General features: G+C 66.5%; 21 protein-coding genes and 1 tRNA gene. 15 read left to right on the top strand and 7 right to left on the bottom strand.

Annotation, left to right across the window (positions count from 1 at the left end; all coding sequences use genetic code 11):
• Positions 1-55 precede the first annotated feature (55 nt).
• The 4 genes from fabI to LGR64_RS15005 all read left to right on the top strand — a co-directional run bounded on the left by fabI (position 56) and on the right by LGR64_RS15005 (position 3,237).
• Positions 56-856, top strand: a complete 801-nt coding sequence (gene fabI, locus LGR64_RS14990; RefSeq protein ID WP_141833622.1) for an enoyl-ACP reductase FabI — start codon at positions 56-58, stop codon at positions 854-856.
• Positions 857-1,130: 274 nt separating this feature from the next.
• Positions 1,131-1,583 (top strand): hypothetical protein, encoded by a 453-nt coding sequence (locus tag LGR64_RS14995; protein ID WP_225614194.1) that lies wholly within the window; start codon positions 1,131-1,133, stop codon positions 1,581-1,583.
• Between the two features lie 62 nt (positions 1,584-1,645).
• Positions 1,646-2,281, top strand: coding sequence for a superoxide dismutase (locus tag LGR64_RS15000; protein ID WP_012204818.1), 636 nt, complete (start codon positions 1,646-1,648; stop codon positions 2,279-2,281).
• A gap of 35 nt (positions 2,282-2,316) precedes the next feature.
• Complete coding sequence (locus LGR64_RS15005; protein ID WP_012204817.1) at positions 2,317-3,237, top strand: ZIP family metal transporter; 921 nt, start codon at positions 2,317-2,319, stop codon at positions 3,235-3,237.
• 24 nt (positions 3,238-3,261) lie between these two features.
• On the opposite strand, the gene LGR64_RS15010 is transcribed toward LGR64_RS15005, so the two are convergent.
• On the bottom strand, positions 3,262-3,993 hold the full coding sequence (locus LGR64_RS15010; protein ID WP_012204816.1) for an IclR family transcriptional regulator: 732 nt from the start codon (positions 3,991-3,993) through the stop codon (positions 3,262-3,264).
• A 157-nt stretch (positions 3,994-4,150) separates the two neighbouring features.
• Between LGR64_RS15010 and LGR64_RS15015 the strand changes: the two genes are divergently transcribed.
• The 3 genes from LGR64_RS15015 to LGR64_RS15025 all read left to right on the top strand — a co-directional run bounded on the left by LGR64_RS15015 (position 4,151) and on the right by LGR64_RS15025 (position 7,592).
• Positions 4,151-5,104, top strand: coding sequence for a hydroxymethylglutaryl-CoA lyase (locus tag LGR64_RS15015; RefSeq protein WP_141834098.1), 954 nt, complete (start codon positions 4,151-4,153; stop codon positions 5,102-5,104).
• Positions 5,105-5,143: 39 nt separating this feature from the next.
• Complete coding sequence (locus LGR64_RS15020) at positions 5,144-6,391, top strand: CaiB/BaiF CoA transferase family protein (RefSeq protein ID WP_141833625.1); 1,248 nt, start codon at positions 5,144-5,146, stop codon at positions 6,389-6,391.
• A 145-nt stretch (positions 6,392-6,536) separates the two neighbouring features.
• The gene (locus LGR64_RS15025) at positions 6,537-7,592 is read left to right on the top strand and encodes a Bug family tripartite tricarboxylate transporter substrate binding protein (RefSeq protein ID WP_198819359.1); all 1,056 of its coding nucleotides are present in this window, start codon (positions 6,537-6,539) and stop codon (positions 7,590-7,592) included.
• Positions 7,593-7,688: 96 nt separating this feature from the next.
• On the opposite strand, the gene LGR64_RS15030 is transcribed toward LGR64_RS15025, so the two are convergent.
• The gene (locus LGR64_RS15030; protein ID WP_141833631.1) at positions 7,689-10,292 is read right to left on the bottom strand and encodes an arginine/lysine/ornithine decarboxylase; all 2,604 of its coding nucleotides are present in this window, start codon (positions 10,290-10,292) and stop codon (positions 7,689-7,691) included.
• A 149-nt stretch (positions 10,293-10,441) separates the two neighbouring features.
• On the opposite strand from LGR64_RS15030, the gene LGR64_RS15035 reads away from it, so the two are divergent.
• Positions 10,442-10,867, top strand: coding sequence for an NfeD family protein (locus LGR64_RS15035; protein WP_013803053.1), 426 nt, complete (start codon positions 10,442-10,444; stop codon positions 10,865-10,867).
• Positions 10,868-10,967: 100 nt separating this feature from the next.
• On the top strand, positions 10,968-11,885 hold the full coding sequence (locus LGR64_RS15040; RefSeq protein WP_013803054.1) for an SPFH domain-containing protein: 918 nt from the start codon (positions 10,968-10,970) through the stop codon (positions 11,883-11,885).
• 45 nt (positions 11,886-11,930) lie between these two features.
• On the opposite strand, the gene LGR64_RS15045 is transcribed toward LGR64_RS15040, so the two are convergent.
• Positions 11,931-12,335 carry a tautomerase family protein gene (locus tag LGR64_RS15045; RefSeq protein ID WP_230355960.1) on the bottom strand — a complete coding sequence of 135 codons (405 nt, stop codon included), beginning with the start codon at positions 12,333-12,335 and terminating at the stop codon, positions 11,931-11,933.
• 186 nt (positions 12,336-12,521) lie between these two features.
• Between LGR64_RS15045 and LGR64_RS15050 the strand changes: the two genes are divergently transcribed.
• Positions 12,522-13,499 carry a LysR substrate-binding domain-containing protein gene (locus LGR64_RS15050; protein ID WP_230355962.1) on the top strand — a complete coding sequence of 326 codons (978 nt, stop codon included), beginning with the start codon at positions 12,522-12,524 and terminating at the stop codon, positions 13,497-13,499.
• A gap of 13 nt (positions 13,500-13,512) precedes the next feature.
• Positions 13,513-13,602: transfer RNA gene (locus tag LGR64_RS15055), tRNA-Ser, on the top strand.
• A gap of 127 nt (positions 13,603-13,729) precedes the next feature.
• On the opposite strand, the gene LGR64_RS15060 is transcribed toward LGR64_RS15055, so the two are convergent.
• Entirely contained in the window at positions 13,730-14,797 is a 1,068-nt protein-coding gene (locus LGR64_RS15060) for a 2,3-butanediol dehydrogenase (RefSeq protein WP_013803056.1), read from the bottom strand.
• Positions 14,798-14,866: 69 nt separating this feature from the next.
• Positions 14,867-16,669, bottom strand: coding sequence for an NAD(P)/FAD-dependent oxidoreductase (locus LGR64_RS15065; RefSeq protein ID WP_230355965.1), 1,803 nt, complete (start codon positions 16,667-16,669; stop codon positions 14,867-14,869).
• Between the two features lie 320 nt (positions 16,670-16,989).
• Between LGR64_RS15065 and LGR64_RS15070 the strand changes: the two genes are divergently transcribed.
• From LGR64_RS15070 to LGR64_RS15075, 3 genes are all read left to right on the top strand, one after another.
• On the top strand, positions 16,990-18,939 hold the full coding sequence (locus LGR64_RS15070) for a sigma-54-dependent Fis family transcriptional regulator (protein ID WP_230355967.1): 1,950 nt from the start codon (positions 16,990-16,992) through the stop codon (positions 18,937-18,939).
• 129 nt (positions 18,940-19,068) lie between these two features.
• Complete coding sequence (locus LGR64_RS28560; RefSeq protein WP_013803059.1) at positions 19,069-19,191, top strand: hypothetical protein; 123 nt, start codon at positions 19,069-19,071, stop codon at positions 19,189-19,191.
• Between the two features lie 135 nt (positions 19,192-19,326).
• Complete coding sequence (locus LGR64_RS15075; RefSeq protein ID WP_198819491.1) at positions 19,327-19,941, top strand: hypothetical protein; 615 nt, start codon at positions 19,327-19,329, stop codon at positions 19,939-19,941.
• Positions 19,942-19,986: 45 nt separating this feature from the next.
• Here LGR64_RS15075 and LGR64_RS15080 read toward each other — a convergent pair whose 3' ends face one another.
• On the bottom strand, positions 19,987-21,927 hold the full coding sequence (locus tag LGR64_RS15080; protein ID WP_230355969.1) for a hybrid sensor histidine kinase/response regulator: 1,941 nt from the start codon (positions 21,925-21,927) through the stop codon (positions 19,987-19,989).
• An 86-nt stretch (positions 21,928-22,013) separates the two neighbouring features.
• On the bottom strand, positions 22,014-22,307 hold the full coding sequence (locus LGR64_RS15085) for a DUF2789 domain-containing protein (RefSeq protein WP_012204803.1): 294 nt from the start codon (positions 22,305-22,307) through the stop codon (positions 22,014-22,016).
• A gap of 205 nt (positions 22,308-22,512) precedes the next feature.
• Here LGR64_RS15085 and LGR64_RS15090 point away from each other — a divergent pair, with 205 nt between their 5' ends.
• Complete coding sequence (locus tag LGR64_RS15090; RefSeq protein ID WP_034398349.1) at positions 22,513-22,776, top strand: hypothetical protein; 264 nt, start codon at positions 22,513-22,515, stop codon at positions 22,774-22,776.
• The last annotated feature ends 61 nt before the right edge of the window (positions 22,777-22,837 follow it).

A 22,837-nucleotide genomic window follows, 5' to 3' on the forward strand; every position in this document is an offset into this window, starting at 1 on the left:
CGGCCGTCGCCGCCAGCTGGTGCGCACTTCCACTCACTTTCTCTGGAGAACAACAATGGGCTTTCTCGCCGGTAAAAAACTGCTGATCACGGGCGTTCTGTCCAACCGCTCCATCGCCTACGGCATCGCCAAGGCCTGCCATGCACAGGGCGCGGAGCTGGCCTTCAGCTATGTGGGCGAGCGCTTCAAGGACCGCATCACCGAGTTCGCCGCCGAATTCGACTCCAAGCTGATCTTTGACTGCGACGTGGCAGACGATGCCCAGATCGACAAACTGTTCGCGGACCTTGGCGCGACCTGGGGCCAATTCGACGGCTTCGTGCACAGCATCGGCTTTGCGCCGCGCGAGGCCATCGCCGGCAACTTCCTGGACGGCCTGTCGCGCGAAGGCTTCAAGATCGCGCACGACATCAGCGCCTACAGCTTCCCCGCGATGGCCAAGGCGGCCCTGCCCTACCTCAACGACAAGTCCTCGCTGCTGACGCTGTCGTACCTGGGCGCCCTGCGTTCCATCCCCAACTACAACACCATGGGCCTGGCCAAGGCATCGCTGGAAGCCTCGGTGCGCTACCTGGCCGAGGCCGTGGGCCGCACGGCAGACGGCCGCGCCATCCGCGCCAACGGCATCTCGGCCGGTCCCATCAAGACACTGGCCGCCTCGGGCATCAAGGACTTCGGCAAGCTGCTGGGCCGCGTGGCCGATGCATCGCCGCTGCGCCGCAACGTGACCATCGAGGACGTGGGCAATGTGGCCGCCTTCCTGCTGTCGGACCTCGCCTCGGGCGTGACGGCCGAGATCACCTACGTGGACGGCGGCTTCAGCCAGACCGCAGGCCTGTCGGCCGACCAGGTCTAAGTCACCGCCAGACTCGGACCCGCCCCGCAGGCATTGCCGCCTGCGGGGCTTTTTTTGCCTGGAATCCAGGCATCCGCATCCTGCCGATGCGCGAAAGGAAATACACATCGGATTGCATACGGTCATTTTTGTTTTGAATGAGAATGATTCTCATGAATAATACAATTCTCAGATCAATATCAAAGAACCTCTGAAAACCTCGGAGCCAGCAGATATGCAAGCAACCTCTGACCTCAGTCTGCCCTCTCCCGTCCCGGCACCCTCCGAAGCATCCTTGAATCAATGGGAACAGCTGGCGCGCCGCGCCCATGGGCATTTCCATGCAGGCCAGATCGAAAGCGCGCTTGCCATGCAGATGAAGGCCCTGCATGTGGCGCAGCGCCTCATCGCCGGCCCGCTGCTGGCGGAACACGCCGATCACTGCATGGCCGCCTGGGTGGTCTCCCACCACAACCTTGCCGAGTTGCTGGCATTGCGCCAGCAGCCCGCACTGGCCATCGAATACCTGTGCGAGGCGCACCAGGGCCTGCTGGCCCTGGGTGATGCGCGCCACCATGCGGCCGCCGTGTGCAGCGCCGCCTGGCGCCATATGCGCGAAACCCATTCAGCCCTGCTGCAGTGGCAGCGCCAGCACGGCAGCCAGCCCCGCATCGATGCGGCGCTTCAGGCCTCGGCCCGCGTCTTCGACTGCACAGCCACGGCCCTGCCGCCCCGGCTGGCGCATTGATTGCAGCCGCACAGACATCGCAACGCACCGATTTTTTCCCCGTAGTCCCTGAAAGAAACCACATGAGCAACTACACCCTGCCTCCCCTGAACTACGCCTACGACGCGCTGGAGCCCCATATCGATGCGCAGACCATGGAGATCCACTACACCAAGCACCATCAGGCCTACGTGAACAACCTGAATGCCGCGCTCAAGGACACGCCGCACGGCAGCCAGCCCGTGGAGCAGCTGATCGCCGACCTGTCCCTGCTGCCCGAAGGCGTTCGCGGCGCCGTGCGCAACAACGGCGGCGGGCACGCCAACCACAGCCTGTTCTGGACCGTGATGGCCCCGGTGGACCAGGGCGGCGGCGGTGCTCCCTCGGGCGAACTGGCACAGGCCATTGACCGTGAACTGGGCGGCTTCGATGCCTTCAAGGCCGCCTTCACCCAGGCCGCGCTCACGCGCTTTGGCAGCGGCTGGGCCTGGCTGGTGGTGGGCAAGGACGGCAAGCTGGCCGTGGAAAGCAGCGGCAACCAGGACAGCCCGCTGATGGCCGGCATCGGCTCCGGCGCCACTCCCATCCTGGGCCTGGACGTGTGGGAACACGCCTACTACCTCAAGTACCAGAACCGCCGCCCTGAATACATCGCGGCGTTCTACAACGTAGTCAACTGGGCCGAAGTGGCCCGCCGCTACGCCGCCGCACGCGGCTGAACGGTCCGCAACGCCAACCTTTGACCTCGACCAGCATGGATCTGCCACAACGCTTCCGCTCCAAGACCAGCGTACGGTCCAACATCCGCCTGTGGATAGGCCTGGCCATCATGATGGCCGGCGCCTGGGCGCTCACCAGCCAGTTCTGGGCCTACGCCCAGAACCATCCGGTGGTCTTCCAGGCCCTGGCCGGAGGCTCGGCCGCCGCGCTGGCGACCGCACTGGGCACCGTGCCCGTGATGCTGTCCCAGCGCCTGTCCGAACGCACGCAGGACACCCTGTTCGGCTTTGGCGCCGGGGTCATGCTGGCCGCCTGCGCCTTCTCGCTGATCCTGCCGGGGCTGGAGGCCGTGCGCACCCAGGAACTGTTCGGTGGCGGCAGCTGGGCGGCTGGCGGGGTCATAGGTTCGGCCATCCTGATGGGCGGTGCCGCCCTCATGCTCATGGACAGGCTCCTGCCCCATGAGCACTTCATCAAGGGCCGCGAAGGCCTGGACCCGCAAGGCGCGCGCAAGCTGCAGCGCACCTGGCTGTTCGTCTTCGCCATCACCTTGCACAACCTGCCCGAAGGCCTGGCCATCGGCGTGGGCTATGCGGGCAACGACGGATTGCGCGCCAATGCGCTGGCCACGGGCATTGCCATACAGGATGTGCCCGAAGGCCTGGTGGTGGCCGTGGCCCTGCTGGCCGCAGGCTACAAGCGCAGCTTTGCCGTGTTGCTGGGCATGGCCTCCGGCCTGGTGGAGCCCGTGGGCGCCGTGCTGGGGGCAGCCATCGTGAGCGGCTCGGCAGCCATGCTGCCCTGGGGACTGGGCTTTGCAGCGGGCGCCATGCTGTTCGTGATCAGCCACGAAATCATTCCCGAGTCGCACCGCAAGGGCCATGAAGCCTTTGCCACGGGCGGCCTCATGCTGGGCTTCGTGCTGATGATGGTGCTGGACACGGCCCTGGGCTGAGTCCGCGCACCGCGCACGCCTGGCTCAGGGCAGCAAAAGCCCCAGTTCCCGCGCCGCCGCCAGCACATGGCGGGCGTGCCGCTCTTCATAGCGGTGGGCTGGCATGGTCAGTGTCAGCGCCGCTGCCAATTCCCCATCGCGCTTGAACACGGGGGCAGAAATCCCGGCGATCTCGCGGTGCCTGTCCCCCACCATGGCGCAGTAGCCATCGGCGCGCACACGGGCCAGCTGCGTTCGGCTGCCGCCGCGCGATGCGGCGTACAGCTCGGCATCGAAAGCCGACAGCACGCGCCCGCCTGCGCCCTGGCCCAGAGGCAGCAGATCGCCCGTGCGTGCATGGTCGCGCACGGGATGGGGCGAATCCACGCGGTACAGGCACAGCCGGTCCTGGCCCTGGCGCACGTGGTAGGCCGCACTTTCGCCCGTGGCCTGCACCAGGGTGCGCAGCACGGGCATGACCACGCTGTCCAGCGAGAAATGCCGGGCATAGACGGTGTTCAGCCGCGCCACGGCCGGGCCCACGGCGTAGCGGCCGTCATCCATGCGCAGCACCCAGCCGCCATGCTCCAGCGAGGCCAGCAGCCGCAGCACGGTGCTCTTGTACAGGCGCGTGCGCTCCGACAACTGGGCCAGCGTCAGCCCGTCGTCGCCGTCGCGAAACGCTGCCAGCAGGCTCAAGGCCCTGTCCACGGCCGCCACGCCGCCCGGCGCGGCGTTCTCGTCGGCCACCGATTCCGTCACTGATTTGCGAGGCATAAAAAGGCACCCAAGGGAAAACCCCAGGCACGCAGTCTTGACGATGGCGCGTGCAGCAGGGAATATTTCAATAGAGAGAATATAGTTCTATCTATTAGAACCACACAGAACCCCGATGTCAACAGGTGAATCCGCCACCATCGACACCCACCACCGGATGCAATTGCCCATGTCCTCCCACCGTTTTGACGTACTCATCAGCGAAGTCGGCCCGCGCGATGGCCTGCAGTCCGTGGCCTCCACCATGTCCACGGCGCACAAGCTGGCCTGGATCGCCGCGCTGGCCCATGCAGGCCTGCAGGAGATCGAGGTCGGATCCTTCGTCTCGCCCAAGCTGCTGCCGCAGATGGCCGACGCGGCCGAGGTGGTCGCCCAGGCCATCACCCTGCCCGGCGTCACCGTGATGGCCCTGGCCCCCAATCTGCGCGGCGCCGAGGCCGCGCTGCGCGCCGGCGCCCACAAGGTCACGCTGCCCGTCTCAGCCAGCCCCGCGCACTCCATGGCCAATGTGCGCAAGACGCCCATGCAGATGGTGGACGAGGTGCGGGCGATTGCCGCGCTGCGCGACGAGATCGCGCCGCAGGCCCTGATCGAGGCGGGCATCTCCACGGCATTCGGCTGCACCCTGCAGGGGCTGGTGCCGGAGGACGAAGTGATTGCGCTGGCCCTGGCCTGCGTGGCGGCGGGCGCCGATGAATCGGGCCTGTCCGACACCACGGGCATGGCCAACCCGGCCCAGGTGCGGCGCCTGTTCACACGGCTGCGCGCCGAGCTGGGCGAACATGCAGGCGCGGCCCACATGCACAATACGCGCGGCCTGGGCCTGGCCAACTGCCTGGCCGCCTACGAGGCAGGCGTGCGCACCTTTGACGCCTCGCTGGCCGGCCTGGGCGGCTGCCCCTATGCACCCGGCGCCTCGGGCAACGTGGTCACCGAAGACCTGGTCTTCATGTTCGAGGCCATGGGCATCCGCACCGGCGTGGACATCGAACGCCTGATCGCCGCCCGCCAGCCGCTGGCCGCAGGCCTGCCCGGCGAGGAGCTGCACGGCATGACGCCGCTGGCCGGACTGCCCAAGGGCTTTGTGCCCCGCATCTACGCACCGGCCTGAGCCGCAGCGACAACCCACATATTCATTCACCGTTTTTCCATGAGCCAACCCAACTCCCCCGACACGGCCGCAGGCCAGGCCACGCCACTGCCCTACGCAGGCATCCGCGTGGTCGAGTTCACCCACATGGTCATGGGCCCGTCCTGCGGCATGATGCTGGCCGACCTGGGCGCCGAAGTCATCAAGATCGAGCCCGTGGGCCACGGCCGCGACGGCGATGCCACGCGCAAGCTGCTGGGCTCGGGCTCGGGCTTTTTCCCGCTGTTCAACCGCAACAAGAAAAGCCTGACGCTGGACCTGCAGACCGAGGAAGGCAAGCAGGCCGCGCTACGCCTGATCGCCACGGCCGACGTGGTCTGCGAGAACTTCAAGCCCGGCACCATGCGCAAGCTGGGCCTGGACTACGACAGCCTCAAGGACCGCTTCGAGCGCCTCATCTACGTGAGCCACAAGGGCTTTCTGCCCGGCCCCTACGAGCACCGCACGGCGCTGGACGAAGTGGTGCAGATGATGGGCGGCCTGGCCTACATGACAGGCCGCCCCGGCGACCCGCTGCGCGCAGGCGCCAGCGTCAACGACATCATGGGCGGCATGTTCGGCGCCATGGGCGCGATGGCCGCCCTGGCCCAGCGCGAGAAGACCGGGCGCGGCCAGGAAGTGCAAAGCGCGCTGTTCGAGAACAACATCTTCCTGGTCGCCCAGCACATGATGCAGTTCGCCGTCACCGGCAAGCCGGCCGCGCCCATGCCGGCACGCATCTCGGCCTGGGCCATCTACGACGTGTTCGAAGTCCGGGACGGCGAGCAGATCTTCCTGGCCGTGGTCAGCGATGGCGCCTGGCGCCTGTTCTGCGACGCCTTCGGCCTTGGCGAGCTGCGCGACGATCCGCGCCTTGGCAGCAACAACGACCGCGTGCTGGCGCGCAGCTGGCTGATGCCGCTGCTGCGCGAGAAGATGGCCCCGCACAGCGCCGCCCACATTGCGGAGATCTTCGAGAAGAACGGCCTGCCCTTCGCGCCCATCGCACGCCCGCAGGACCTGCTGGAAGACCCGCACCTGAACGCCACGGGCGCGCTGGCCCCCATCACCCTGCCCGATGGCCGCGAGACCAAGACCGTGCTGCTGCCCTTCACGCTGGACGGCAAGCGCCTGGACGTGCGCCTGTCGCCGCCGCGCCTGGGCGAGCACAGCCTGGAGATCCTCACCGCCCTGGGCTACAGCGGCGAGCAGGCCCTGGCCCTGGCCCGGGGCGACGCCACCGACAGCCACGCCAAGGCTTCCCACTGAAGCCAGGCTGAGCCACTGAAGGCGCCGCCGTCCACCCGGCGCGCGGCGCCCCTGCAACCTTGCACCCCATCCACCCCACACCGGACGACGCTTGCCGCGCGCCCGGCGGGGAGGCCTTTTCCCAAAAATTCCCGGAGACGACACCATGCCCGCCATCCACCGCAACCCGGCCGCCCAAAACCGGACACAGGCACAGACCCAGGCCCGCCCTTGTTCCACCCCGCGCCGCCAGTTGCTGCTGTGCGCCCTGCCCGCATTGGCTGCCGCCCTGCTCCCGCTGGCGGCCCAGGCCCAGCCTGACCACTGGCCCTCACGCGCCGTGCGCATGGTCGTTCCCTACACACCGGGCGGCGGCACGGACGCGGTCGCGCGCCAGATCAGCGAGCGCGTGGGCACGCTGAACAAATGGACCGTGGTCGTGGACAACAAGCCCGGCGCGGGCGGCAACATCGGCCTGGATGCAGTGGCCAAGTCCGCGCCGGATGGCTATACCTTCGGCATGGGCCAGACCGCCAACCTCGCCATCAACCCCGCCCTGCTGCCCAGCATGCCCTTCAACCCGCGCACCGACCTGGTCCCCGTGGCCCTGGTCGCTGCCCAGCCCACGGTGCTGGTCGTGCCGCAGGACTCGCCATGGAAGTCGGTGCAGGACCTGGTCAAGGCCGCCAAGGCCGACCCGGGCGGCATCCGCCAGGGACTGGCATCGACGGGCACGGTAGGCCACCTGGCCGGCGAGATGCTGGCCTTCAAGGCCGGCATCCAGGTGCTGAACGTGCCCTACAAGGGCGCAGCGCCGGCCGTGACCGACCTGCTGGGCAAGCAGACGCACTACATGTTCGGCACGCCCCAGGCCGTCTATCCGCTGCTCAAGGGCGGCAAGCTGCGCGCCCTGGCCGTGACCTCGGCCAAGCGCCTGCCCATCCTGCCCGAGGTACCCACCGTGGCCGAGTCGGGCTATGCAGGCTTCGAGGCCGTGGACTGGAAGCTCATCGTCGCGCCCAAGGGCACGCCGGCTGCCATCGTGCAGAAGATGAACACCGCCGTGAACGCGGCCCTGCAGCAGCCCGCCGTGCAGCAGCAACTGCAGGCCGAGGGCAGCACGGCCCTGGGCGGCAGCATCCAGGACGCGGCCCAATACCTGCTCAAGGAACAGACGGACTGGGCCGCGCTGATCCGCGACGCAAAGATACGCCTGGAGTGACCACGGAATAACAACGCCGCAGCGGCGCAATGAAAAAGGCGCGGAGCCCCTTTCGGGACCCGCGCCTTTTTTATGGGCCGTCAGCCGGCCCGGCGATCAGATCGTGCGGCCGAAGGGACCATCGTCCCCCACCTGCACCATCTTGCGGCCGCGCGCAGGCTTGGCTGCGGTGCCGACTTCAGGTGTGGCCGGCTGCGCCTTGCGCGCTGCGGGGCGCTTGGCAGGCGCCTTGACCGCGGCAACCTTGGCAACCTTGGCGGCCGGCTTGGCTGCCCGTTTCGCGGCTGCCTTGGCAACTGTCTTGGCGACTGCCTTGGCCGCAGGCTTGGCTGCAGTCTTCACGGCCTTCTTCGCAGCAGGCTTGCCACCTGCCGGCGTCTTGCGCGCCGGCGCGGTCCCGGCCACGCAGTCGGCGTAGTAGCGCACTTCGCCATCTTCGCTTTGCAGTTCCACCAGGCCGTGGATGTCGGTCTCGAAGCCCGGGCACTCCTTGGCGAACTCGCGCGCAAACAGCAGGTAATCCACGATCTTGCGGTTGAACACTTCGCCGGGAATCAGCAGCGGAATGCCGGGCGGGTACGGCGTGACCAGGCCCACGGTGATGCGGCCTTCCAGGTGGTCGATCTCCACGCGCTCGGTCTTGCGCTGCGCGATGTGGGCGTAGGCATCGGTGGGCTTCATGGCGGGCTGCAGGTCCGACAGGTACATCTCGGTCGTCAGGCGGGCGATGTCGTACTTGGCGTACAGCTGGTGCACGTGCTGGCACAGGTCGCGCAGGCCCATGCGCTCGTAGCGGCGGTGCTGCTGGCAGAACTCGGGCAGGATGCGCGCCAGCGGCTGGTTGCGGTCGTAGTCGTCCTTGAACTGCTGCAGCGCCGTCAGCATGGTGTTCCAGCGGCCCTTGGTGATGCCGATGGTGAACATGATGAAGAACGAGTACAGGCCTGTCTTCTCCACCACCACGCCGTGCTCGGCCAGGTACTTGGTCACGATGGAGGCAGGGATGCCCGTGTCCGAGAAATCGCCGTCCAGGTCCAGGCCCGGCGTCACGATGGTGGACTTGATCGGGTCCAGCATGTTGAAGCCGTCGGCCAGCTCGCCGAAGCCGTGCCAGTTGTCGAACTCCTTGCCGTTCTTGGCCTTGGAGCGCTTGGGCGCCGCGTCATGGCCGCGGATGATCCAGTCCTGGGCCGAGCCCACGCCTTCATCGGCCAGCTTCTCGGGACCCCAGACTTCGAACCACCAGTCGTCGCCGCCGAACTCGTCCTCCACCTTGCGCATGGCGCGGCGGAAGTCCAGCGCTTCCAGAATGGACTCCTCCACCAGGGCCGTGCCGCCGGGCGGCTCCATCATCGCGGCGGCCACGTCGCAGCTGGCGATGATGCTGTACTGCGGGCTGGTCGAGGTGTGCATCAGGTACGCCTCGTTGAACAGGTGGTGGTCCAGCTTTTCGGTCTGGCTGTCCTGCACCAGCACATGCGAGGCCTGGCTGATGCCGGCCAGCAGCTTGTGGATGGACTGCGTGGCATATACCACCGAGTGCTTGGGGCGCGCGCGCTTCTTGCCCATGGCGTGGTAGCTGCCATAGAACGGGTGGAAGGCCGCGTGCGGCAGCCAGGCCTCATCGAAGTGCAGGTTGGCCACATAGCCGTCCAGCATGCTCTTGATGGTCTCGGTGTTGTAGAGCACGCCGTCGTAGGTGGACTGCGTCAGCGTCAGCACGCGCGGCTTGACCGTCTTGGCATCCACGCCCTTGAGCAGCGGATTGGCCGCGATCTTGGCCTGGATGGACTCCACCGAGAACTCGCTTTGCGGGATCGGGCCGATGATGCCGAAGTGGTTGCGCGTGGGCTTGAGGAACACCGGAATCGCACCCGTCATGATGATGGAGTGCAGGATGGACTTGTGGCAGTTGCGGTCCACCACCACCACGTCGCCGGGCGCCACGGCGTGGTGCCACACGATCTTGTTCGACGTGGACGTGCCGTTGGTCACGAAGTAGCAATGGTCGGCATTGAAGATGCGGGCGGCATTGCGCTCGCTCTCGCCGATGGCGCCGTTGTGGTCCAGCAGCTGGCCCAGCTCCTCCACCGCGTTGCACACGTCGGCGCGCAGCATGTTCTCGCCGTAGAACTGGTGGTACATCTGGCCCACGGGGCTTTTCAGGAAGGCCACGCCGCCCGAGTGACCGGGGCAGTGCCAGCTGTAGGAGCCGTCTTCCGCATAGTCCAGCAGCGCCTTGAAGAACGGTGGCTGCACGCCTTCCAGGTAGCTCTTGGCTTCGCGGATGATGTGCTTGGCCACGAACTCCGGCGTATCCTCGAACATGTGGATGAAACCATGCAGCTCGCGCAGGATGTCGTTGGGCAGGTGGCGGCTGGTCTTGGTCTCGCCGTAGATGTAGATCGGCACATCGGCGTTCTTGCGGCGCACTTCGCCGATGAAGCTGCGCAGGCTGTGGATCACGGGATCGGTTCCGCCATCGCCCAGCGAGAACTCCTCGTCATCGATGGACAGAATGAAGGCACTGGCCCGGCTTTGCTGCTGCGCGAATTGCGACAGGTCGCCGTAGCTGGTCACGCCCAGCACCTCGAAACCTTCTTCCTCGATGGCCTGGGCCAGGGCGCGGATGCCCAGGCCCGAGGTGTTCTCGGAGCGGTAGTCCTCGTCGATGATGACGATGGGAAAGCGAAACTTCATGGGGGCAGCCTCCGTAACCTGAGCGGGCCAAAAAACGAAACAGGCGCGAAGTGTAAGGAATATCCTTATTGCGCCTTTGAAGCGTGCGGATTTTCACCCAGAATGTGCTGCACTAAACACAAGCAACTGTCACAAAGGGAGTCTCACGCATGGAATATTCCACCATCTGGTGGCTAGTCGCCGGCGCCTTGGTCATCGCCGAGCTGCTGACCGGCAGCTTCTATCTGCTGATGCTGGCGCTGGGCGCCATCATCGGCGCGCTGTGCGCGCATGCGGGCCTGGCGCCCATTGCACAGATCATCATCGCCGCCGCGCTGGGCAGCGCCTTCGTGCTGGCCTGCTATCTGGTGCGCCGCCGCCAGCCCAGCCGCCAGCCGGCATCGAGCAACCGCGATGTCAACCTCGACATAGGCGAGTCCGTCATGGTCGAGCAATGGAATTCCGACGGCACGGCCCAGGTCCGCTACCGTGGCGCCCAATGGACCGTGATCGGCCGCCCGGGCAACCTGCCCTCGGCCGGCATGCACCGCGTGGCCGAGGTCGTCGGCAACCGGCTGCTCGTGGACAAGCTCTGAGCCACCGCTGCACCTCTTGCGCACACCTGGGGATGCAGTCCTCGCGCCCCTTCGCCTCACCCTCTTGTTTCACTGAATGCCCTCCGGGCTTGGAGACACCATGGAAATCGCCATCGTCATCGCCGTCATCGCGGCCATCTTCATCGCACGCTCCGTCAAGGTCGTGCCCCAGCAGCACGCCTGGGTCAAGGAACGCCTTGGCAAGTACGCCGGCACGCTCACGCCGGGCCTGAACTTCCTCGTGCCCTTCGTGGACCGCGTGGCCTACAAGCACAGCCTCAAGGAAATCCCGCTGGATGTGCCCAGCCAGGTCTGCATCACGCGCGACAACACCCAGCTGCAGGTGGACGGCATCCTCTACTTCCAGGTCACCGATCCCATGCGCGCCAGCTACGGCTCGTCCAACTACATCATGGCCGTCACCCAGCTGGCCCAGACCTCGCTGCGCAGCGTGATCGGCAAGCTCGAACTGGACAAGACCTTCGAGGAGCGCGACATGATCAACGCCCAGATCGTCTCGGCCATCGACGAGGCCGCGCTCAACTGGGGCGTGAAGGTGCTGCGCTATGAAATCAAGGACCTGACGCCGCCCGCCGAAATCCTGCGCTCCATGCAGGCCCAGATCACGGCCGAACGCGAAAAGCGCGCCCTGATCGCTGCCTCCGAAGGCCGCCGCCAGGAACAGATCAACATCGCCACCGGCGAGCGCGAAGCCTTCATCGCACGCTCCGAAGGCGAGAAGCAGGCCGTCATCAACAAGGCCCAGGGCGAGGCCGAATCCATCAAGGCCGTGGCTGACGCCACGGCCCAGGCCATCGAACGCGTGGCCACCGCCATCCGCCAGCCCGGCGGCGAACAGGCCGTGCAGCTCAAGGTGGCCGAAAAGGCCGTCGAGGCCTACAGCCAGGTGGCATCGGACGCCACCACCACCTTGATCGTTCCCAGCAACATGACCGAGGTATCGAGCCTGATCACCTCGGCCATGAAGATGATCCAGACCGGGCAGCGCACCAGCTGAGATCCGCCGGAACCCCACGAAGAACGGGCCATCGCGGCCCGTTTTTCATTGCGCGCCGGTCTGCTGCACCAGTGCCATGGCGAAGCGCCCATGGCCCACGGACCAGTCCGAGTAGTCGTTCTCATGCATGAAGATGAACACATCGGCCGGCGCAACCCCGGCCCCCTCGTGCAGGTTGCGCGCAATGGCCGCATACAAGGCCTTCTTCATCGCATCGCTGCGTCCGCGCCGCATGGTGATCTCGACCACCACCACCGCATCCGAACGCACCACCCCGTTGAAACTGCGGCTGAACGCGAACTGCCCGGGAGCGTACGGGTGCACCATGTTGAACAGCTCGTCCTCGGGCATGCCAATGCCTTGCACCAGCGCCTGGTGGATGCCCTGCACGACGGCATCGCGCTGGGAAGTGGAGGTGGACTGGGGCAGATAGGTGTGGACGAAGGGCATGGTGCTATGTGCTTTGGGATCGAATGGAGAGGGAGAGTCCGGCCAGAATCCACGCAGGAATTGCCGGCCGAAGCGGCAAATCTATCCACCGGCCCATTGCCTGAAAAGCGATGATTCGGCCGGTTCTATGTACCTGGAACTCACATAGCCTCCACCCGCCCCGTGACACGACTCATGACCCGACCCATGACCCGCCGCCTGCCCCCACTGGCCGCACTGCGAGCCTTTGAAGCCGCCGCACGCCTGGGCCGCATGACGGCGGCGGCAGACGAGCTGTGCGTCTCGCCTGGCGCCGTCAGCCGCCAGGTACGGCAGCTGGAGCAGCACCTGGGCCTGGCGCTGTTCGCGGGCACCAAGGCCCGCCCCACGCTCACCGCAGCGGCGCGCACCCTGCAGCCCGCGCTCACCCAGGCCTTCCAGCAGATCCAGGAGGCGGTGCGCAGCCTGGGCGACGCCCACGAAGGCCCGCTGGACGTGGCCTGCTTCAGCACCTTCACCGTCAAATGGCTGATCCCCCGGCTGTTCGACTTCCACGCGCACCATCCCGGCATCGAGGTGCGCCTGCGCACCACGGACGCCGGCACCGACGCTGCACGCGAAGGCTGCGACCTGCTCATCACGGCCATCCCCACCGACCGCGACAGCAGCGGCAACAGCAGCCAGCCCATTGCAGACGACGAGATGGCCCTGCCGCTTTTCGACGAATACCTGGGCCCCGTGATGTCCCCCGCAATGGCCGGGCCTGTCACGCGGCCCCAGGACCTGGCCAGCCTCCCCTTGCTGCACACGCGCGGCCGGCGCGATGCCTGGGACATGTGGGCCGCCTCCATGGACATGGCCCCACCCGCAGCGGCAGGCCCCGTCTACGAGCACTACTACTTCACGCTGGAAGCGGCGCTGCGCGGCCTGGGTGCAGCCGTTGCTCCCTGGCACCTGGTGATGGACGACGTGCAGGCCGGCCGCCTGCTGGCACCCTTCGGCTTCACGGCCTCCGGCTACCGCTACCTGGCACTGCGCCGCAGCACCGCCGCGCCTGCTCGGCTCGACACCCTGTGCAAGTGGCTGCAGGCGCAGGTGCGGGCCATGCCGCAAGTGCCAGCCGTCCAAGGCATGCCGATCACGCAGGCAGGCAACTTCGCCGCAGCCCCCAAAAATCGATGCTAGAATCGCGGTCTTCGGAGAGGTGGATGAGCGGTTTAAGTCGCACGCCTGGAAAGCGTGTGTGGGTTAATCCCCACCGCGGGTTCGAATCCCGCCCTCTCCGCCAAAATGATCTAAGCCCTTGATTGATTCAATCAAGGGCTTTTTTCTTTGTGCAGCGTGTGACCGCACGACAGGAATCGGGCGAACCCGCTCCTGATCGCAGCGGGTTCGATTCAGGCCTGCCGCCCGGCCTACCTGAGCCGTGGCTGCACGATGATCTTCACCGCCGATTCGTTGTTGTGAATCAGCGTGTCAAAGCCCTGCGCCACCAGGTCATCGAGCTGGATGCGCTGGGTGATGAAGGGCTCGAGGTTGATCTTGCCCTCCTCGACCAGCTTGATGGTTTCCTGGTGGTCGTTGCAGTAGGCAATGGTGCCGCGCACGTCCAGCTCCTTCATGACCACGCTGTGCACGTTGATGGTGGCCGGATGGCTCCAGATGGACACGATCACCACCACGCCCGTGGCCTTCGTCACGGCCACCAGCGTGTCCAGCACCTTGTTCACGCTGGAGCACTCGAACGACACATCCACGCCCTTGCCACCGGTGAGCTTCATCACCTCGGCCACCACGTCCACTTCGGAGGGGTCCAGGATGTGATCGGCCACGCCCGATTCACGCGCCTTCTGCTTGCGCTTGGCGCTCAGTTCGGTGATGACCACCGTCAGGCCCTTGGCCTTCAGGATGGCGGACAGCAGCAGGCCGATGGGGCCTGCGCCGCCGACCAGCGCCACATCACCCGCCTTCGCTCCGCTGCGGGTATAGGCATGGTGGCCCACGGACAGCGGCTCGATCAGCGCGGCCTGGTCCAGTGGAATGGCATTGGAGATCGGGTGCACCCAGCGGCGCTTGACCGCAATCCGCTCGGACAGCCCGCCGCCGCGCCCGCCCAGGCCGATGAAATTCATGTCCTTGGACAGGTGGTAGTGGTCGCCCGGCCCCGTGGGCACGTCGTCGGCCACGATGTAGGGCTCCACCACGACGTGCTGACCGACCTTGATATCGTCGACGCCCGCGCCCACGGCGTACACCACTCCGGAGAACTCGTGCCCCATGGTGATGGGTGCGGACTCGCCCGAGATGGGGTGCGGATGGCCGCAGGGCGGAATGAAGATCGGCCCTTCCATGAACTCATGCAAATCCGTGCCGCAGATGCCGCACCAGGCCACCTCGATGCCCACGGTGCCGGGCTCCACCACGGGTTCGGGGATGTCTTCGATGCGGATGTCGCCCCGGTCGTAGAAACGTGCTGCTTTCATGATTGAACTTTCTGTTTTGCAAGGCTGGGTTGGCGGGCGGCACAGCCGCCCCATGGCGATTATTCGGCCTTACCGCAGGTGATGAACTTGCTGCAGGTCATAGACACGCACTGGCAGGCCTTCCTGCCGCGCCTTGAGCTGCAGCGCCAGGTACAGCGAGTAGTGGCGCGACTGGTGCAGGTTGCCGCCGTGGAACCACAGCGCCTCTTGCTGCGTGGGCTTCCACATGTTGCGCTGCTCACCCTCCCACGGTCCCGGGTCCTTGGTGGTGTCCGAGCCCAGGCCCCAGACCTTGCCCACCTTGTCTGCCACCTCCTGGCTGATCAGGTCGGCCACCCAGCCGTTCATGGAACCATAGCCGGTCGCGTAGACCACCAGGTCCGCCGGCAGCTCGGTGCCATCGGCCAGTACCACCGCGTTTTCCGACAGGTGGCTGATCTGCTTGCCCGCCTGCAGCTTGATGCTGCCGTCGATCACCAGATCGCAGGCCCCCACGTCGATGTAGTAGCCCGAGGCGCGGCGCAGGTACTTCATGAAAAGGCCCGAGTCGTCATCCCCGAAGTCCAGCATGAAGCCGGTCGCCTCCAGCTGGCGGTAGAAGTCCGCGTCGCGCTCGCGGATGCGGTCGTACACCGGCACCTGGAAGTCGGCCATGATGCGGTAGGGCAGCGAGGCGAAGATCAGGTCCGCCTTCCTGGTCGTCACGCCGCTGGCCACGGCGCGCTCCGAATACAGGTCGCCCAGGCCGATGTCCATCAGCGAATCGGAGCGCACGATGTGCGTGGACGAGCGCTGCACCATGGTCACATCGGCGCCGTGCTCCCACAGGGCCGCGCAGATGTCGTGCGCTGAATTGTTGGCGCCGATCACCACCACCTTCTTGCCGGCGTAGGCGTCCGGTCCATGGTGCTGGGACGAGTGCTGCTGCTCGCCCTTGAAGACGTCCTGGCCCTTGATCTTGGGCACATTCGCCTTGCCCGACATGCCGGTGGCGAACACCACATGCCTGGGGCGCAGCACCTGCGTCTCGCCGTTGCGCTCCACGGTGACTTCCCATTCCTGCCTGTCCTCGTCGAAGCGGGCGTTCAGGCAATCGGTGGACGGCCAGTAGTTGACCTCCATCACCTTGGTGTACATCTCCAGCCAGTCGCCGATCTTGTCCTTGGGCGCGAACACGGGCCAGTTGTCCGGGAACGGCATGTACGGCAGGTGGTCGTACCAGACCGGGTCGTGCAGGCACAGCGATTTATAGCGGTTGCGCCACTGGTCGCCGGGGCGCGCCTGGCGGTCGATGACGATGTGCGATACCTCCAGCTGGCGCAGCCGCGCTCCCAGCGCAATGCCGCCCTGGCCGCCGCCAATGACGAGCACGAAAGGCTGCTTGTCACGGCCCAGCTCCTGGGCCTCCTGCTGGCGGCGTTCCAGCCAGGTCTGGCGGCCACGCCGGATGCCGTGCTCGGCCCCCATCGGGCGGCGCGTGCCCATGGGTTCCTCATGGCCCTTGAGCTCCTGGGCGGCCGTCAGCAGCGTCCAGATGAGCCCGTCCCTGATGCGGACATGGCCGCCGCCGCGCGTATGGCGCGTATCGATCACGATCCAGGCGGACACCACACCATCGGCCTCCTCCACCGCCTCGCGCTCGTCCAGCGAAAAGCGCACGGGCGCCGCGGCGTCCAGCTGCGCAGCCAGCATGTCGGCGATCTGGCTGCGCCCTTCCATGGTCTTGATGTTCCAGGTCAGCAGCACCAGGTCGCGCCAATAGCATTCATCGGCGAACAGGCGGCTGGCGGCCGCGAAGTCGCGGTCTCCCAGGGCATGGTTGAGTTGGTCAAGCAGCGCCTTGGCGCGGGCGTTGGGCGTCGTATCGGTCATGGTTGTCTCCTTGATGCGGTCATGCCCGCTGGTTTTTCTTCGGGCAGGCGCTCTTACGCAATCACCATGCCAGGCAGGCCCGGCGGCAGGATGCGCCAGGCAAATCAAGGGGTTGCCTGCGCGCCTCCGGTACAAACCCTGCGCATTGCACCCCGCTGCCCGGAGTTGCCGCCCGCGACAGGTGGGGCAGCCCTGCGACACCTGTCGCACCAGGCGTGCTGCAGCGCAGCAGGAGCAGTGGGTAAATCTCCATTGGCGTAGCCAGGTGCGGGGCACAGAATCGTCTGCGGCACGTTCAAAGCCCGCATCGACTCCACGCCATGCCCCTGCAGTCCTACGCCTCGCACATCCAGGAAATCGAAGCCTTTGGCCTCGGCTACTCCAACCGCGGCCAAGAGCGCGACCGCGCCGTGCTGCGCAGCTGGCGCCGGTGCATCGACTCCCACCGGCTTGACCCGGCGCATACCAGCGAAGCCCACATCGTGACCGACGGCCAGCTGCGCGCGCACCGCGAGGAGTCCGAGCCGCTGATCCACATCGCCCGCCATGCGCTGGAGCGGCTGTACCAGCAGCTCAAGGGCCTGGACTACGTGCTGCTGCTGGCAGACCGGCACGGCGTGGCCGTGGACTTCCTCGGGCATGAGGCCGACGCTGGCGACCTGCGCCGCGCAGGCCTGTACCTGGGCGCGCAATGGCGCGAGGACCACTCGGGCACCTCGGCCGTGGGCGCCTGCCTGGAAACGGGCGAGGCGCTGACCGTGCACCAGAGCGACCATTTCGACTTCACCCACACCGGCCTGTCCTGCACGGCCGCGCCCATCTACGACATGCACGGCGAACTCGCTGCGGTGCTGGACCTGTCGCTGCTGCGCTCGCCCGCCGAGCGGGCCAGCCAGAACCTGGCGCTCAACCTCGTCGTGGCCGCCGCGCGGCGCGTGGAGCAGGCCAACCTGATGGCCCAGTCCGGCCAGGACTGGGTGGTGCGCCTGGCGCAGTCGCCCGATTTCCTCGACGTCGATCCCGACGCCTCCATCAGCGTGGACGCACGGGGCCGCATCCGCGCCATGACCCACGCGGGCGCCCGCCTGCTGGTGGCCGCCGCGCAGCTGGACTGGCGCCAGCGCCACAAGCTCATCGGCCAGCCGCTGGAGCGCTTCTTCGACGTGGACCTGCGCCACCTGCCCGAGCTGCGCCGCCATCGCCCGGCGCAGGAGCGCATCATCCGCGCCCGCGACGGCAGCATCCTCTTCGCCCATGCCATGGAGCCACAGCGCCCGACACGCCGCCTGCGCGCGCAGGCAACGCCGGCGCAGCCCCCGCTGCCGGCAGCGCTGCAGGCGCTGGACACGGGCGATGCCAAGCTGCAGACGCTGCTGCGCAAGGCCGCACGGCTCGCGCCGCAAACGCTGCCCATCCTGGTGCAGGGGGAGACCGGCGCAGGCAAGGAATACCTGGCCCGCGCGCTGCATGCCAGCAGCGGCCGCAGCGGCGCCTTCGTCGCCATCAACTGCGCGGCCATTCCCGAGGCGCTGCTGGAAAGCGAGCTGTTCGGCTACCTGCCCGGCACCTGGACCGGTGGCGCCAGCAAAGGCCGCGAGGGCCTGATCGCCGCGGCGCACGAAGGCACGCTGTTCCTCGACGAGATCGGCGATATGCCACTGGCCCTGCAAGCCAAGCTGCTGCGTGTCCTGTCCGAATCCGAAATCACCCCGCTGGGCGCCCGCGCGCCACGGGCGGTGTCCGTTCGCGTCATCTCGGCCTCACACCGGCCGCTGGCCGAATTGGTGCGGCGCGGCAGCTTCCGCGAAGACCTGCTTTACCGCCTCAATGCCGCCGAGCTGCAACTGCCCGCGCTGCGCCAGCGCAGCGACCTGCAGGCGATTGCCGACCAGATGCTGGCCACGCTGGGCAGCCATCTGCACCTGGGCGACGCGGCCCGCGCGCTGCTCACCGCGCACGCCTGGCCCGGCAACCTGCGCGAGCTGCACAACGCGCTGCGCTACGCCGCAGCCCTGTGCGGGAACGATGGCGACGGCAGCATCGAGCCCGACCACCTGCCCGACGCGCTGCACTGCACCCCGCCCTGCACCGCCGCCCTGGCCAGCAACACCAGCGAGCCCGCCGCACAGGCACTGGAGCAACTGCTTGCCCAATGCCAGGGCAACGTCTCCGAGGCGGCGCGCCAGCTCGGCGTCAGCCGCTCCACCATCCACCGCCGCATCCAGCAGCTGCAGCTTGGCGTGCGGCATGCCCAATGGCGCGGGCCATAGGGCCAAGCGGCAACGGGCAACCGGCAACCGGCAACCGGCAATCCCGAAGCATCGCTGACACGGTGTTACAGGAGCTGCGGCGTTCACCAGTAGATTGGCGCGTTTCGTCCATTGCAGCCCCAAAAAAAGATGAAACCCAAGATCAACTTCATTGAACGCGAGCGCCTGTTCCGGCGGGAACTGAAACGGCGAAAGGTCAGGTTCCTGCCCATGCAGGTATTGCGCCGGCTGTTCGAGAAGGCAGGTGTCTGAGCCCTCCCCCACGGCCGCCACAACTGGAATAGGTCTGGCTGCGCATGCAGCCTCGTCCAACCCGCCGCATTCAGCGCTACACTGCCCGGCTCGCTGCCCATGGGCGAAGCAATGAATACGGCCGGGTGACTTGGCATGTATGGGCAGCTTTGGCTTTGGATTGCCCCAGAAAAACGGGAGAGTGGCTTGCCGATATACAGCTTGTCTTGTGCCAATTGCTCCGCTCCACTGGAGATTGGAAGTGATACGGAACGCTTCATCTGCGCGCATTGCGGAAGCGCCCAAATTCTTGAACGTCAAGGCGGAATCATTTCACTGAAAAAGGTGGAACACTCCCTTCACGCCATCCAACGGGGCACGGATCGCACAGCGGCAGAACTGGCCATTCCAAGGCTGACGCAAGAAAAGCAGCAGATTCTTGCGCTGCGTGCACAAGCGTTGGAAGCCCATCAAAAGAAGCGTGCACACGCACGCGGCCGAAGGTTGAAGCTGACCGGCATCAGCTTCCTCGTCCTGCTTCTTGCGGGTCCTACGGCGATAAACCAGATCAAGATGACTGCCATCAACACTGCGCTCACGTTGGCGTGGATGCTTTCCTTGATCGTCATACCCGTTCTTGTTTTTCTAAAAACAAGGATGCCGCGGAGTACCTCCGCGCAGCAAGTCATCAGTGATTACGACGCGCAATTGGCGTCGATTGAAGCCCACCTGCAGGCCAATCGCGCCATTGTTTCCACCCTGCCATCTTGATGTGATGGCTTGCGAAAACGCTTCGCAGGCCATCTCCATGGGTGCTCACGCCCTCACCAACTGATGCAGCAACTGGCTCAGATCCTCCTGCGAATACGGCTTGGCCAGCCGCGTCATTCCAGGCGGCAGCGCCGGGATGTCTGCAAAGCCGCTGGCCAGGATGAAATTCAAGCCCGGATACCGCTGCGCAATATGTTCGGCCAGCTCGACACCGTTCATGCCCGGCATGGCGTAGTCGGAGATGACCACGTCAAAGCGTGCCTGGCGCGCCAGCAGGTCGATGGCCTCCTGCCCGGCGCTGAGGGCCGTGACACGGTGGCCCAGGTCCTCCAGCAGGGCCGAGGCGTTGGCCAGCACCAGCGGGTCGTCGTCCACCAGCAGCACGTCCATGGGTCCCACGTCCTGCGTGCGCTGGGCGCCCAGGTGGCAGGCCGTGCTCTCGTCCTTGGAGATGGGCATCCACATCTCCACCGTGGTGCCGTTGCCCGGTGTGCTGTGCAGCACGAGCTTGCCACCGGATTGGGCCACCAGCCCGTCCACCATGGCCAGGCCCAGGCCGGTGCCCTTGCCCACGCCCTTGGTGGTGAAGAAGGGCTCGACCACGCGGGACAGCGTCTGCTCGTCCATGCCCTCGCCGGTGTCCTCCACGCGCACGCAGACATACGAGCCTGCGGCAAGGCCTGCAAGCTGGCGCGGCAGCGTCGTTTCCACGGCCGCCGAGATCTTGATGACGCCGCCGCCCGGCATGGCGTCGCGCGAGTTGGCAACGAGGTTGAGCATGCTGCTCTCGAACTGGCTGGGGTCGGTGAGAATGCGCGGCAGGTTGGCAGCCAGGGCCATCTTGAGAAAGATATGCGGGCCAGCCGCCTGCTGCAGCAGGCCTTGCAGGCCCGACAGCAGCACCGCCACGTCCACCGCCTGCGTCTTCAATTCCTGCTGCCGCGCAAAGGCCATCATGCGCTGGGTCAGCGAGGCGCCACGCTGGGCGCCTCGCGTGGCGGTCTCCACCAGCGCGCGCAGCCGCTCGTCGGGCGGCATGCGCTTGCGCAGCAGCTCCAGGCTACTGAGCACGGCCATCAGCAGGTTGTTGAAGTCATGGGCCACGCCGCCCGTGAAGCGGCCGATGGCCTCCATCTTCAAGGCCTGGCGCAGCTGGGATTCGGCGGCCTTGCGCTCGGTCACATCGCGGGTGACCTTGGCAAAGCCGATCAGCCGGCCGTCATCGTAGATGGCATCGATGACCACCGAGGCCCAAAAGCGCGAGCCATCCTTGCGCACGCGCAGGCCTTCGGCCTCCATGCGGCCCGTGCTGACCGCCGTGCGCAGCCCCGCCTGCGGCAGCCCCGCCTGCTGGTCTTCCGGCGTGTAAAAGCGCGAGAAATGGGTGTTGAGGACCTCCTCCTCCTCATAGCCCTTGATGCGCTTGGCGCCCAGGTTCCAGCTCACGATGCGGCCTTCGGGGTCGAGCATGTAGATCGCATAGTCGGTCACGCTTTGCACCAGCAAGGCAAAGCTGCGCTCGGCGCTGGAAAGCGGGCTGGACAGGGGCGGGGGCGCGGCCGGCGGCGCTGCAGGCGAGTGCGCATCGGCCTCGCGCACGCACAGCAGCAACGCCGGGCTGCCGTCCAGCAGCCGTATGCGCGATGTGCTCGAAGCCACGGGCCGCTCGCGCCCTGAACAGGTCAGCAGCGGCCAGCAGCTGGCCTGACGGGGCTGTGCGGCCTGGGCAGGCTCCCATTGGCGGCTTGCCCAGCCTGAACGCGCAGCCTGGGCCACGAAACGCTCTTCGAAAACGCTGCCCTCCAGCGCATCTCCGGAGTGGTCCAGCAGGCTGCGGGCCTGGCGGTTGCAGTGGGCCAGACGGCCGTCGAGTCCAACGACAAAGACGGCGTCGGGAAACGCATCCAGAACGGCGTGGCCCGGGTCAAGGGGCAAGAGAGCGTCGGAGCCTGGAGAGGCCGACGCCAGACCATTCGAGGTCAGCATGTGAGCGACTCCGTAGGCAAATGGGTTGAATGCGCCGCGAAAATTGTAAGCAGCACGGATTCATCGCAAGCGGTTGCATCACAGGATCAGGGACGCGCTTCCTGCTCATGCTCGGAAGCCGCTGGGGCAGGCACGGCGTCCAGGTCGGGCTCGGAATGCAAGGCCTCGCTGAGCTGGTCCACCACCAGCGCCCATGTTGCATCGGCATGCCACTGCTGCGAGAACAGGGCGCGTTGCGCGTCGGTCCAGAACGGCGCGTCCACCAGCAGCGTGTTTTTCTCCAGGCGGTGCGAAAGAATGAACTGACGGATGCCCTCCGGGCTGGAGTCCAGTCCCAGCTGATCGAAGAGGTTGGTCATGGTGGGTTCGGCTGTGATCATGGTGTGTCCTTCTGGGTGTGGCGGGGGGTGGTCCAAGGCTAGAAGCTTGGCCGGCAGCCCCATGTCGGACACCGAAGCAAGCTACCGTCGGAAGCCCTTCTGCGCTTGGGCCGCAGTGCCCGCGCACAGCACAGCCCTGCTCCTACAAGGCAGCACCAGCGCACTGGCGCACCATGCAGCCACCTCATCACAGGACACCTATTCCATGAAAAAACTGCTGCTTGCCACCGCCATTTCCCTTGCCTTCGCCGCAGGCCTGTCGACCGCCCACGCCCAGGTGGGCAAGGCCGCCTCCGAGGCCGCCGACGCCGCAGACCACAAGGTGAAGGAAAAGCAGGCCGACGCCAAGGCCAAGGACAGCGGGCCGGTCGGCAAGGCCGTGAACAACGTCAAGTCGGACTACCACAAGAAGCGCTCCAAGCAGTCGGCAGACAACGCCAAGGAATCGCTGAAGAAGGCGACCGAGTAAACGGCACGGCCCGGATGGACAAAGGCCCACTTGCGTGGGCCTTTGTCTTTTGGAGAGGCCG

Origin of the sequence: Delftia sp. Lp-1 (assembly GCF_020523835.1) — a bacterium.
Lineage (GTDB): Bacteria > Pseudomonadota > Gammaproteobacteria > Burkholderiales > Burkholderiaceae_C > Comamonas > Comamonas acidovorans.

What these genes read in the sequence shown, in the direction of transcription:
- LGR64_RS15000 (WP_012204818.1), top strand. Translation starts at nt 1,646, where the DNA reads ATGAGCAACTACACCCTGCCTCCCCTGAACTACGCCTACGACGCGCTG.
- LGR64_RS15080 (WP_230355969.1), bottom strand. Translation starts at nt 21,927, where the DNA reads ATGCTGACCTCGAATGGTCTGGCGTCGGCCTCTCCAGGCTCCGACGCT.
- LGR64_RS15075 (WP_198819491.1), top strand. Translation starts at nt 19,327, where the DNA reads ATGTATGGGCAGCTTTGGCTTTGGATTGCCCCAGAAAAACGGGAGAGT.
- LGR64_RS15020 (WP_141833625.1), top strand. Translation starts at nt 5,144, where the DNA reads ATGAGCCAACCCAACTCCCCCGACACGGCCGCAGGCCAGGCCACGCCA.
- LGR64_RS15030 (WP_141833631.1), bottom strand. Translation starts at nt 10,292, where the DNA reads ATGAAGTTTCGCTTTCCCATCGTCATCATCGACGAGGACTACCGCTCC.
- LGR64_RS15090 (WP_034398349.1), top strand. Translation starts at nt 22,513, where the DNA reads ATGAAAAAACTGCTGCTTGCCACCGCCATTTCCCTTGCCTTCGCCGCA.
- LGR64_RS15040 (WP_013803054.1), top strand. Translation starts at nt 10,968, where the DNA reads ATGGAAATCGCCATCGTCATCGCCGTCATCGCGGCCATCTTCATCGCA.
- LGR64_RS28560 (WP_013803059.1), top strand. Translation starts at nt 19,069, where the DNA reads ATGAAACCCAAGATCAACTTCATTGAACGCGAGCGCCTGTTCCGGCGG.
- LGR64_RS15025 (WP_198819359.1), top strand. Translation starts at nt 6,537, where the DNA reads ATGCCCGCCATCCACCGCAACCCGGCCGCCCAAAACCGGACACAGGCA.
- LGR64_RS15050 (WP_230355962.1), top strand. Translation starts at nt 12,522, where the DNA reads ATGACCCGCCGCCTGCCCCCACTGGCCGCACTGCGAGCCTTTGAAGCC.
- LGR64_RS15070 (WP_230355967.1), top strand. Translation starts at nt 16,990, where the DNA reads ATGCCCCTGCAGTCCTACGCCTCGCACATCCAGGAAATCGAAGCCTTT.
- LGR64_RS15005 (WP_012204817.1), top strand. Translation starts at nt 2,317, where the DNA reads ATGGATCTGCCACAACGCTTCCGCTCCAAGACCAGCGTACGGTCCAAC.
- LGR64_RS15065 (WP_230355965.1), bottom strand. Translation starts at nt 16,669, where the DNA reads ATGACCGATACGACGCCCAACGCCCGCGCCAAGGCGCTGCTTGACCAA.
- LGR64_RS15035 (WP_013803053.1), top strand. Translation starts at nt 10,442, where the DNA reads ATGGAATATTCCACCATCTGGTGGCTAGTCGCCGGCGCCTTGGTCATC.
- LGR64_RS15045 (WP_230355960.1), bottom strand. Translation starts at nt 12,335, where the DNA reads ATGCCCTTCGTCCACACCTATCTGCCCCAGTCCACCTCCACTTCCCAG.
- LGR64_RS15015 (WP_141834098.1), top strand. Translation starts at nt 4,151, where the DNA reads ATGCAATTGCCCATGTCCTCCCACCGTTTTGACGTACTCATCAGCGAA.
- fabI (WP_141833622.1), top strand. Translation starts at nt 56, where the DNA reads ATGGGCTTTCTCGCCGGTAAAAAACTGCTGATCACGGGCGTTCTGTCC.
- LGR64_RS15060 (WP_013803056.1), bottom strand. Translation starts at nt 14,797, where the DNA reads ATGAAAGCAGCACGTTTCTACGACCGGGGCGACATCCGCATCGAAGAC.
- LGR64_RS15085 (WP_012204803.1), bottom strand. Translation starts at nt 22,307, where the DNA reads ATGATCACAGCCGAACCCACCATGACCAACCTCTTCGATCAGCTGGGA.
- LGR64_RS15010 (WP_012204816.1), bottom strand. Translation starts at nt 3,993, where the DNA reads ATGCCTCGCAAATCAGTGACGGAATCGGTGGCCGACGAGAACGCCGCG.